Annotated in this window: 12 protein-coding genes and 1 pseudogene; 5 read left to right on the top strand and 8 right to left on the bottom strand. The window is 58.6% G+C overall.

Annotation, left to right across the window (positions count from 1 at the left end; genetic code table 11):
• The 5 genes and pseudogenes from AAC035_RS12390 to AAC035_RS12370 all read right to left on the bottom strand — a co-directional run.
• Positions 1-422 (bottom strand): annotated as a pseudogene (locus AAC035_RS12390) (nodulation protein NfeD); the annotation flags it as partial.
• A 62-nt stretch (positions 423-484) separates the two neighbouring features.
• The gene (locus AAC035_RS12385) at positions 485-1,573 is read right to left on the bottom strand and encodes a L,D-transpeptidase family protein (RefSeq protein ID WP_339804606.1); all 1,089 of its coding nucleotides are present in this window, start codon (positions 1,571-1,573) and stop codon (positions 485-487) included.
• Positions 1,574-1,597: 24 nt separating this feature from the next.
• Positions 1,598-2,167, bottom strand: coding sequence for a TMEM165/GDT1 family protein (locus AAC035_RS12380; protein ID WP_339804604.1), 570 nt, complete (start codon positions 2,165-2,167; stop codon positions 1,598-1,600).
• 92 nt (positions 2,168-2,259) lie between these two features.
• On the bottom strand, positions 2,260-2,688 hold the full coding sequence (slyA, locus tag AAC035_RS12375; protein ID WP_339804610.1) for a transcriptional regulator SlyA: 429 nt from the start codon (positions 2,686-2,688) through the stop codon (positions 2,260-2,262).
• Between the two features lie 120 nt (positions 2,689-2,808).
• A complete protein-coding gene (locus tag AAC035_RS12370; RefSeq protein ID WP_339804602.1) occupies positions 2,809-4,092 on the bottom strand; it encodes an MFS transporter in 1,284 nt (427 codons plus the stop codon).
• 319 nt (positions 4,093-4,411) lie between these two features.
• Here AAC035_RS12370 and AAC035_RS12365 point away from each other — a divergent pair, with 319 nt between their 5' ends.
• Together AAC035_RS12365 and AAC035_RS12360 are read left to right on the top strand one after the other, a co-directional pair.
• Positions 4,412-5,323, top strand: coding sequence for a WYL domain-containing protein (locus AAC035_RS12365; RefSeq protein ID WP_339804600.1), 912 nt, complete (start codon positions 4,412-4,414; stop codon positions 5,321-5,323).
• Positions 5,324-5,340: 17 nt separating this feature from the next.
• Positions 5,341-7,098 (top strand): ExeM/NucH family extracellular endonuclease, encoded by a 1,758-nt coding sequence (locus AAC035_RS12360; protein WP_339804599.1) that lies wholly within the window; start codon positions 5,341-5,343, stop codon positions 7,096-7,098.
• A 25-nt stretch (positions 7,099-7,123) separates the two neighbouring features.
• Here the strand turns inward: AAC035_RS12360 and queE are convergent, their stop codons facing one another.
• Both queE and queC read right to left on the bottom strand, forming a co-directional pair.
• Positions 7,124-7,789 (bottom strand): 7-carboxy-7-deazaguanine synthase, encoded by a 666-nt coding sequence (gene queE, locus AAC035_RS12355; RefSeq protein WP_339804597.1) that lies wholly within the window; start codon positions 7,787-7,789, stop codon positions 7,124-7,126.
• Positions 7,789-8,454, bottom strand: coding sequence for a 7-cyano-7-deazaguanine synthase QueC (gene queC / locus AAC035_RS12350; RefSeq protein ID WP_339804608.1), 666 nt, complete (start codon positions 8,452-8,454; stop codon positions 7,789-7,791). The genes queE and queC overlap by 1 nt, the downstream gene beginning before the upstream one ends.
• 146 nt (positions 8,455-8,600) lie before the next feature.
• Between queC and AAC035_RS12345 the strand changes: the two genes are divergently transcribed.
• From AAC035_RS12345 to AAC035_RS12335, 3 genes are all read left to right on the top strand, one after another.
• Entirely contained in the window at positions 8,601-9,110 is a 510-nt protein-coding gene (locus AAC035_RS12345) for an exonuclease domain-containing protein (protein ID WP_339804593.1), read from the top strand.
• Positions 9,111-9,658: 548 nt separating this feature from the next.
• Positions 9,659-10,018 carry a hypothetical protein gene (locus AAC035_RS12340; RefSeq protein WP_339804591.1) on the top strand — a complete coding sequence of 120 codons (360 nt, stop codon included), beginning with the start codon at positions 9,659-9,661 and terminating at the stop codon, positions 10,016-10,018.
• A 169-nt stretch (positions 10,019-10,187) separates the two neighbouring features.
• Complete coding sequence (locus AAC035_RS12335; protein WP_339804587.1) at positions 10,188-10,532, top strand: hypothetical protein; 345 nt, start codon at positions 10,188-10,190, stop codon at positions 10,530-10,532.
• Here the strand turns inward: AAC035_RS12335 and AAC035_RS12330 are convergent.
• Positions 10,488-11,177, bottom strand: a 690-nt coding sequence (locus AAC035_RS12330) for a sensor domain-containing diguanylate cyclase (RefSeq protein WP_339804584.1), incomplete at its 5' end; no start/stop codon positions are given. The two genes, AAC035_RS12335 and AAC035_RS12330, sit on opposite strands and share 45 nt — an antisense overlap.

Below are 11,177 nucleotides of genomic sequence, written 5' to 3'. Positions count from 1 at the left end.
GTGGCAGAGCCGAGGTGGGTAGCAGGTGCCATGGCCGCGATGTGACTGCCATAGAGGATGTAGGTGCCGGCACTGGCAGCCCGGGCACCGCCCGGAGCGACCCAGGTGGCCACCGGAACTTCCGAGGCAAGAATCGTCTTGATAATGGACCTCATGGAATCCATGAGGCCACCAGGTGTATCCATTTGCAGAATGACGAGGACGGCGCCATCTTTCTCCGCCTGCTCAATGCCCCGTGCCACATAATCCATGGTTGCAGGGCCGATGGCACCTTCAATGGTCAACAACATGGCTTGTTGTCGGGAAGTCTGCTGGGCAAGCACCGCCTGCACCAGTGACAAGACAAGCCCCAGTAACAGTGCCGCTCCCCAGACCCACCGGGTTGAACCTCTGGTTGCGGGTCGCTGCGCGTTTATGGTCATGGCCATCTCCCTTTGCCCAGCTGGTCAACAACTTCGGAACTAAGGCAGCGGAACCCGCATCGTCAGAACCAGAGCTGGGGCGTTGGTTGTTCGCGGCGCTCACCCTGCTGCGCCTCACTGCGGTCGTCAGCCGGAGCCTCACTGGCAGCGAGCTGCGCGACCCTCTCACCAATCATACGTGGAATACCGTCAGCCTGATCAACAGCCAGCTCTACAGCTCCCCGCTGTATCTCCAGATTCTCCACACTCTCAGTATAATTACGCAACACATTGCTGACCTCGGTCCACAACCGGTCACGCTCATCTTCAGGATAGTCCTCACCGGCACGGTGCACTTCCAGCCAGACCTGGCCGCCACTCATGCCTATCTTCACGGGCTGGCGAATGATCTGCACCGGTGTGCCTTTTTCCACCTCGTAGACAAACCGGGAAATATCTTCGTTATACATCCGGAAGCAACCGGCACTGACCTGCATACCGATACCAAACTTCTTGTTGGTGCCATGGATCAGGTAGCTTTCGGCGCTCAGCAGCAGGGCATGACTACCCAGGGGATTGTCCGGCCCGGGCGGAATCATACGGGGCAGATATTCCCCGCTGGCTTCATAACTGGCCCGGATACTGGCAGGCGGATACCAGGCCGGCGACTCGAGCCCCATGGTGACCCTGGCATCGGTGATCGGTGAAGGGTTCTCTTCACGACCAATACCAACCGGGAAAACCTGAACACCACCATCACGGAAATAATACAGACGGTACTCGGCGAGGTTGATAACGATACCCTCACGGCTCGAGTCCGGTAACACGTACTGACGGGGCAGGGTGATGCGGGATCCTTCACCGGGCAGCCAGGGATCAACCCCCGGGTTAGCCTTCACCAACTCAAGATAGCCAAGACTGCGCTGGTGACCGATTTCGGCAAAGGTATCTTCATACCGAGCGGTCACTACCTGCAGCTTGCCAGCAACATCGTCATTCAACGCCCACACCGGTGAACGGGCACGGCTGCCTTCGTTGCTATCAGCAGGCCGGGCCGCCGAAGTGGTCGCCGAATCATCGGCAGTGGCCTGCAAGACCGGCGTCAGGGCCAGGCTGCAGGCAACGGTGATCAGGCCAAACAACCGGCCCACTCCAGAATATCGCATCATCATTTTCTGTTCCGGGAACATATCCACTCAGGCACTGGCAAATACCGTCGCCAGTGTTATCAGGGCCAGCACAGCAAAAAGAATACTGGCGCCAATGCGCGCCGCTGCCAATGGCAACCGCTCAAGCAACCACTGCCCAGCCATGATGACCGGGACATTCGCTGCCAGCATACCAATGGTACTGCCAACAATCACCAACAAGGTGGCGTCGTACCTGGCTGCCAGTACGACAGTCGCAATCTGGGTTTTATCCCCGATTTCCGCAAGAAAGAACAAAATTGTGGTGGCCGAGAAAGCGCCCAGGCCCAATAAGCCGGAATCTGCGCTGTCGTCCTTGTCCGGAAACAGCAGCCATACGGCAATGACAACAAAGCTGAGCGCCACCAGCCATGGCAACCAGGCCTCCGGCAACCAGCTGGCGACCCACGCCCCGAGCCAGGCGGACAGACCATGGTTTACCAGGGTCGCAACCAGGATACCGAGAATGACGGGCAGACGTTGACTGAAGCGGGTAATCAGAAAGAGGGAAAGCAGCTGGGTTTTATCACCGATCTCGGCAATAAAAACAGCCAGCGTTGAGGCAAGAAGTGCATCCATCGGGCCTACCGGGGTGGAGTTTCAGAAACATGAAAAACAGCCACCCCCCGTCCCCGGGAGTGACTGATCATCTGGTCTTGTCAGCTGAAAGGCTATTTTCTGAGCTGGTGAGCATTCTCCATGATCTGGGCAAATACACCCAATGCCACCTCGAGCTGCTCATCGTTTATGCCTTCAAGCATTTCATCGCGCAGGATATTGGCTCGCTCATTCAGATCCTTCATGAACCGTTCCCCGGGAGCGGTCAGGTGCAGCCTGCGCGCCCGACGATCCCGTTTACAGGGACGACGCTCGATCAGACCCTGCTCCTCAAGAGAGTCCAGCAAGCGCACCAGGGTCGGGTTCTCGATCGCCATCAACTGAGCAAGCTCACGCTGGGTCAGGCCTTCACCACCCCGCTGCAGGTATACCATGGTTGTCCAGCGAGCCTGGGTGACCCCCAGATCTTTCAGGCGCTCATCCAACAACTTGCGCCAGCGCCGGGTAACCCGGGCAAAGGCGAATGGAAACTGGTCACTCAGTTCTTCGTGGTCCATAACAAAAATCCCTATTCCGGAAATTCCACAATAGTAAGCTAATCATTGAATCAAGAACAAGTTACGTTTTGATCAGATTTCGTTTGATGTTGCCAGGGCCGGATATCAGCCGGCCTGGAGCCGCTGCTCCTCCATTTCTTCCGCTTGCGGGGAAGCATGGAAATCTTCGTTCCGGGGATCAATCTCCGCCAGCACCGGAGAAGCCTCCGGCATGGCCGCAACAAAGTGTTCCTGCGCATTGACAGGAACATCCTCGGTGCTGCTGATCCGATATCCGGTAAGGGCCGCCAGCAACAGCAGAAAGCCAACGTATCCCATGAACAAGCCGGCCGGACCGAAAACACTCATCAGTTCAGCCATTGCGATCGGCCCTATCACGCTGCCGATACCGTAACTCAGCAGCAGCGTGGCACTGGCCGCGACAATCCGGTGGGATTCCATACGGTCATTGGTTATGGCCACAGCGATCGGATACAGCGTTGCCGCCAACCCGGTAAACACCCCGACCATGGCCATCAGCAACCACAGATTGGCCGCACCTATGAGTGCCACCAGCGTCGCGGCACCGGCAGCCAGCAGGGTTACCACGAACATCACCCGACGACGATCGAAACGGTCACACACTTTGCCCAGCGGCCAGGCCAGCAGCATCGCAGCAAGAATGGCGGCGGCCATGAACCAGGAGGTTTTGCCAACGTCCAGTCCCACCATGGTGGCGTAAACCGGACCCAGCGCATAGAAAGAGCCGATCATGATGCCTGAGGTCAGGGCACCTGCCACACCGGAGGACGACTCCCGCAGCAAGGTGAACAGCGACATACGCTCGACCGCTTCTATCGGCGGTGCTTCCATGCGGGTGAGGGCGAGCGGAATCAGTGCCAGGGTCAGCAGAATCGCGGCCAGGGTGAAGGGCATGAAATTGGCCGGATCACCAACGTTGATGATCAGCTGGCCACCGGCGGCGGACAGGTAGAACACAATCTGGTAGACGGCGAACAGGGAACCCCGGTTGGCGTTGGTAGCACGGCTGCTGAACCAGCTTTCAATGACCACCAGCACGCCAGCGATACTGAACCCCGTCAGCGCCCGCAGAAACGCCCAGAACACCATGGTGACTGACAGCGGGTAGAGCAGCGACGTCACTGCGGCCAGGGCTGCAAATACCGCGAACGCACGGATATGGCCAACCCGGCCAATTATCCGCTGGACATAAAGTGTACCGAGCACAAAGCCGATGGAATAGCACACCAGAACCCAGCCAATTACCGAGGGTTCGACTTCCTCAATACTCAGACGGATACCCAGCAGGGTTGTCAAAAAGGCGTTGCCGCTGACCAGTAAGACAATACTGAGCATCAGGGCGGACAATGACGCCACCATACGGGTCATCACAGGTCTCCGAACAGATTATGATTGGGCTTGCAAGCCTTTGGTGCCGCGGGTTTCCCCACGAGGGAAGAGGTATCAGCGACCGATCTGTCACATTAGAACACTGGTTCCGCAAAACCGCCATTACGCAGTTGCCGAAACGAATTATTAGCGCCGACAAAATGACGCTGGGAGCCGCATGGTGACTGCGTTTTACAAAATTTTACATTAAGCTGCCGTAACACACCCACCCCCCGGATTGCTGCTAACATCCTTCAGGTGATCATGGATCGGTCGCTGTCGACCTGACCTCTGAAGCCATCACCAAGAGCGCGACATTATGAAAAAAACGGAATGGCCCATACGCTGGGATTTGCTGCTGCGGTATCGACTGATAGAAATCATCGCCCTGTGGGAAGGACGCCTGACAACAAACCACATCTGTCATGGTTTTGGTATTGGCCGGCAGCAGGCATCGAAGGATATCAATACTTACCTGCGAGAGCTTGCCCCCGGCAACCTGGTGTACGACCGGCACCTGAAGGGTTACGTTCCGGCTTCGGACTTTCAGCCTGTCGTTACCCGCGGCCAGCCCGAAGAATATCTTGAACTTGCCTGCCGCCACCAGGCACTCAGTAACTGCTTTGAAAACCTGAATATAGGCCTTCCGGACAGCTGCGTGATACGCGCTCCCTGCCGCCAGGTGAGCCCCGAAATTACTCGCGCCGTAGTGACCGCCTGTCGCCAGAAGCGCAGGGTTCACATTGACTACATGAGCCTGGAACATCCGGATGGCCAGGAATTGCTGATCGAACCCCATACCCTGGTCATGACCGGGCGGGGCTGGCATGTTCGTGCCTGGAGCGAAGCACTGCGGGGTTTTGGCGACTTCCGCCTGAGCCGTTTCCAGGACACTATCCGGGTCTCCCGTGACAAATCCCGGCACCGGGAGGAACACGATGAACGCTGGAACCGCACTGTTCGCCTGAGATTGCAGCCATCGCCTGTCCTGACACCGGCCCAGCGCAAGCTCGCCGCAGCGGACTACGGCATGGAAGATGGCCCCATCGAGGTGCACTGCCGCGAGGCCATGGTGCCCTGGTTGCTGCCCATGCTGGGGCTCCCTTCCGGGGGGCGCGATGACGATCTGCCCAGCTCACCCCTGGAACTGATGAACGCCGACAGCCTGCCGCCCTGGCTGAAGACGGCCCAGGTACGACCGCTGAGCGCGGACACCGTTAAAGCCGTCTGATACCCCTGATGACGGTCATGACCAGAGCGCTGTTGCCACTCTTGTTTCTGGTCATGACGGTTGTTCCCAGCCTGCATTCTTCAATCGCCATCGCGGAATGCGGTGCGCCTGCCACCCCTGTTTCCACGATTCAGTCCACGCCACACCTGACAGCCGGTCAGCAGGTGACGGTAGAAGGCGTTATGACCCTGGATCTGCGCAAACCCGGGGGCTTTGACGGATTTTATCTGCAACAGGCCGATGATCAAACCGACCGGGACCCGACAACCTCTGAGGCAATATTTGTTCACACCCAGAAAACGTCCGCTAGCCGGGGACAGCGAACACGGGTTACCGGCATTGTTCACCAGCACTACGGGCTGACCTCCCTGACCAGGATTTCGGAGCTGAGCCCATGCGGCGCCGCGCCGCTGCCACGACCTGTACCTATCAGCCTGCCCTGGCCCGGCGATCAGAGTCCCCGCCAGCTGGAAAGCATGCGGGTTACCCTGAACCACCCGCTGGTCGTCACTGACACCTATAATCTCGGGCGCTACGGCGAGCTGGTACTGGCTCCAGCCGTACAACCCATTCCAACTCAGGTTCTCAGACCCGGGCCCGATGCGGTGGCGCTGTTCGAGACTCAGAATCAGCAAAGACTGCTGCTGGACGACGGCCTTCGCAAACAACACCCGCGTCCCGTTCCCTATCCACCGCCCGGGCTCTCTGGCAGCCGCACGGTGCGCACAGGGGGCCGGGTCGAGACGCTGACCGGCGTTCTTGATTACCGTTTCGGACACTGGCGGATTCAGCCTGAAGCACCACCGGTATTCAGCCATCATGATCTGCGGCAGCCACCACCGGGCCGGGCTTCTGGCAGCAACCTGAGGGTCATGTCACTCAATCTTGAAAATTACTTTAACGGTGATGGCAAAGGTCAGGGCTTTCCTGCGACCCGGGGCGCCCGGGCCAGGGCACAGTTTGACGCTCAGACTGCACGCCTGGTCAGCGCAGTGCGGCAGGCTGACCCGGACGTGCTCACCGTCATGGAACTGGAAAACGACGATGATGGTCCCTACGGCGCGTTGGTCACGCTGGCCCGGGCCCTGGGAGAAGATTGGGGATTCATCGAGTCTGCGGCACTGGCGGGCACGGATGCTATCAGGGTAGCTATCCTCTACCGCACTGATCGACTTGCGCCAACCGGTTCGCCTGCGGGGCTCCTGAGCGGGCCGTTTCAGCGAGGCAACCGGCCGCCGCTGGCGCAGTCGTTCCGGCGGCAGGGACAACCGGAATCACTGCGGGTGGTCGCCGTGCACCTGAAGTCCAAGAGCTGTCGCAATGCCCGAACGCCTGAGCAGGATCAGCACGACGGCCAGGGCTGTTTCGCGCCACTGCGTACCGAGGCGGCAGCGGCATTGGCAGCCTGGCTGAAGGCGCTACCCATACCGGCCGGGCATCAGGGCACCCTGATCACCGGTGACCTCAACAGCTACGCCATGGAGCCGCCACTGACCCTGCTGGCCGACAGGGGGTACCAGGATCTGGTGCGGGCGCAGCACGGCAAGACCACCACGAGTTTCCGGTTCCATGGCCGGTCCGGCACACTGGACTACCATCTGGCCGACCCGGCACTGCTGCCCCGGGTGAAACAGGCCTTCCTCTGGGGCATTAACGCCGAGGAGCCCAGGGTACTTTCCGCACTGGAGAACAAGCCGGCGAGCGGGGATCAGTCAGCCAACACACCGTGGCGATCCTCGGACCACAATCCGGTCATTTCGGATATCGCGCTCTGAACGTCCACACCCGAGTCCTCTCTGGTTAATCGATGCCTACCAACTTGTGCATCTGCACGGTCAGGCGCCAGCGCGGATGAGCCAGACAGTAATCAACCGCCTTGCGGGTGTTGCTGGCTTTCACCGGATCGGAGCCACCGTCCGGGGTCGCCGGTGAGGCCATCGGCGACAGAAACCGATGGGTCGCCCGGATATGATCAAAGGCCTCCGGGTGTGCCAGCGCCTGGGGATACACCACTTTCAGTTCGTCACATTGGTTAATGACCACCGCAGCATCCGCCTTGGGACTGACACAGAGCCAGTCGATACCCGCTGGCGCCATCAGCGTCCCGTTGGTTTCCACCCCCACTTCAAACCCCCGTTGATGGAAGGCCTGGATCAGGGTCTCGTCCAGCTGCAGCAAGGGTTCACCACCGGTGCACACCACGTAGGGCCGGCTGCCTTCACTGCCTTGCCCAGGCCACAACGCTGCAATGTGATCCGCCAGCCCGGCAGCCGTCGCAAACTGCCCGCCATTCTGGCCATCGGTACCCACAAAGTCGGTATCACAGAAACTGCAGACGGCGCTGGCCCGGTCAGCCTCGCGGCCATTCCACAAGTTGCACTTGCTGAAGCGACAGAACACAGCTGCGCGCCCCGCCTGGGCGCCCTCACCCTGAAGGGTATAGAACGCCTCTTTTACCCGGTACATCAGGATTGCCTCTCATAGGGCAAGGGGTCTTGCAGACCGTGGGCGGCAAACGCTTCCAGCCGCTCGACACAGGAGCCACAAACACCGCAGGCCTGTTCCCGGCCGTTGTAGCAGGTCCAGGTCTGGCTGTAGTCGAGACCCATGGCAAGGCCATCGGCAAGAATACGGGTTTTGTCAAAACGAAGGTAAGGTGCTTCGATGGCCACAGATTCATAGTTTGCGATACGGCAGACCGCGTCCATTTTCTCGACAAATTCCGGACGGCAGTCCGGATAGATGGCATGGTCGCCACCGTGGGCACCGTACCAGACCGCCGATGCGCCCGTGGTGATCGCGTAGCCAGTCGCCAGCGAGAGCAGAATCATGTTGCGGTTGGGTACCACCGTGGATTTCATGCTGTCCTCTTCGTAGTGACCCTCCGGCACTTCCCCGCTGCCGGTCAGGGACGAACCCGACATGACCTCCTGCATGGCCCGGATATCGATCACCTTGTGGGAAATCCCGAGCGAAGCACAGACAGACGCCGCCACGTCCAGCTCACGAACATGACGCTGGCCATAATTGAAGGACAGGGCATGAACCCTGAGACCATCCGTCAGGGCACGATTAAGCAAGGTAAAGGAATCCATACCCCCGGAATAAATCACCACAACCGTCTGTGACATCATATACCTCAACGGGTTAACAAACCGAAACACCTGGCAACCTCAATTGCCTTTCTATTGTAACAGTACCGGTACAGGATGGGTTCGCTTCCTAAGACAGGGACGGTTACACTTTGCAGACAGCCAGAAAACTGACCCCTACTGAGATGACAACTTCGATCACTCCAGCCTTTATCGACTTCGAGGCCTCCAGCCTGGATCTCATCGCGAGTTACCCGATCGAGGTTGGCCTGTGCCTGACCGACGGCAGCATTCACAGCTGGCTGATCCATCCCCATGTACTCTGGCTGGACTGGTCTGAAAGTGCCCAGCAGATCCACGGCATTACCCGCGAGACCCTTGAGAAAGAGGGCGTTCAGGTTCGCCAGGTAGCCCATCATCTCAATGAACTGCTCGATGGCCAGCTGGTATTCTGCGATGCCTGGACTTTCGACAGCTTCTGGCTCCACCGCCTGTATCGCACCGCCAATATGGTACCCAGTTTTCAGCTGGAATCGGTGTCCATGTTACTGACACCGGAGCAGGTTGAGCATTGGGCACCAACGCGCCAGCAGGTGATTGCTGAACTGGGTGTTCCGGTGCACCGGGCCGCCAATGATGCCCGTATCCTGCAGGCCACCTGGCAAAAAGTCATGGCCATCCAGACAATCTCCTGAGATCCCCTTAAAGCAAGGCAAAAAAAAGGCGCTCAGGAAAACCCTGAACGCCTCAAAAAGGAGAGATCACATAGCTCCGACGCATATCAATGCGGTCGACCGCTATGGAAAACACAACGTAAAACACGTGACAGGACGAATTATTCCCGATCCGCAGGACCCGGTCTGTAAGGGTTTGCCGAAGCCCGGCCGGCGCGAGGTCCTGAGTAAAAATCCCCATTTGCAAAGCGTGACGGCCGCGATACACTGCCAGTTGAAATTCACAGTTTCAGTATTCAAATACTCTTTGAGTATTTTCGAAAGCAATTATCTGGAGGCTACCCCTGCATGGGTTCCATCACCATTCAAGGTCTGATCATGACAACCACACGGAGCCTGGCCGTTGCGCCTGTCCGCAAGATGGTGATTTTCAGGTAGCAGCTTTCGGTTATGCCCGGAAGCTCATAGCGACCGGGTAGGCACCTCCGCCTTCAAACCCGGTCCTTCGATCCGGGTTTTTTGGTTTTTGCAGCTGCAAAACGGGAAGGAGAGTGCCAATGAAAGGTCCTATGACGAGTACCCCAAAGCGTACTGAACGGGGTAACACGAAAAGTGACAGAAAAAGCGCCCCACAAGGCGCCGCAAAGGGTGCTTCCAAATACACAGGCAGACCCTCCACCAGACACACCTCACCCCAGCCAACCAACACGGGGCCTATCCGTCGCCCGGACAAGCTGCCTCTGCTGGATGCGATCTGCAAAAAGCTCAATCAGCGGGTCAACCTGGAAGATGAGCAACGGGTACTGGGGGTGTATGAGCGCGGCTGGATACTGAAGGGTGTTCTGGCCAGCCTCGACGGCGCAGAAGCCCGGTACGTGCGGGCACTGGCAACCCGGTACAATTCCTGGATTGCTCGCCAGGTAGCCTGACCCCTGCACAGCAACACCTGCCCATCTGTCACCCGGATCGGGCGGGTGACTTCTCCCTTCGGCCCTGCGGCCGCAGGTTCACATCCCGTCTTGCTGTCACCTCCGGCGGCGGCAGCTGCTATAGTTAGTTCCACAGACCTTACTGCCAATCTTCGTCAAGGACGCCATTATGGGCCAGACCTCCGTTGCCGATACCCTGCGGGAATACCTGTCACTGCTGGAACTACTGGACGATGCCTACTGGGAAGCCAGTACTATCCAGCACAAGGACATGATTTACGACATTATCAGCATCTTCAATCAGGAGGTGGCAGAGCTGAACAAGCTCAGCGTGATGGACCACCATTACCCCTATGAAGTCATTACCGAAGGCATTCGTCGCGTCGTACCGAGGCTGGATCAGCTGGACGAACAACGCCATGACATTATCCTGCGCACCCAGACGCTGACCGATTTCCGGGACATCGTTTCATCGGTTCTGGGAATCCTTGAGGCTCAGCTGCAAACGCTCTGATACAGCCGCCGCATCCCGATCCCGTAGCGCAACCGCCACCTGGTTGCGACCCGCATCCTTGGCCCGATACATGGCGCGGTCGGCCGCCTCACACAGGGTTTCAGCCGTGTCAGCGTGATCAGGATAGACCGCCACACCGATACTGACGGTAAGCGCCACAGACTGATCCGCCGTAGTGACGACCGGCTCGCAGGCTACGCACTGGCGTAAACGCTCAGCGGTTTCCCTTGCCTCCTGCACGGAAAGTTCCGGCAACACGATGATGAACTCTTCGCCGCCGTAACGACCAAGGGTATCAACACTTCGAATGCTGTCCGCCAGCCGCAAACTGACGGTGCGCAGCACCTGGTCACCAATGGCATGGCCAAAGCTGTCGTTGACCCGCTTGAAGTAATCCAGGTCAACCCACAACACCGCCAGTTGCCGCCCGTACCGTCGTGCCCGGGCCAGCTCATCCTGCAAGACCCGCTCGATTTCCCTGCGGTTGGGCTGACCCGTCAGCGAATCCAGGGTGGCCAGCTCTGACAGCCTGGCCTCCAGATTCTTGCGATCTGTGATATCAAGGATAATACCCTCGAGAACCAGCTCGTCATCGTCGCTGACCGCACGACCCCGTTCCCAGACCCAGATGATTTCGCCATCTTT

Origin of the sequence: uncultured Marinobacter sp., from assembly GCF_963974375.1 — a bacterium.
Taxonomy (GTDB): Bacteria; Pseudomonadota; Gammaproteobacteria; order Pseudomonadales; family Oleiphilaceae; genus Marinobacter.
This window is presented reverse-complemented; position numbering and strand designations above follow the sequence as displayed.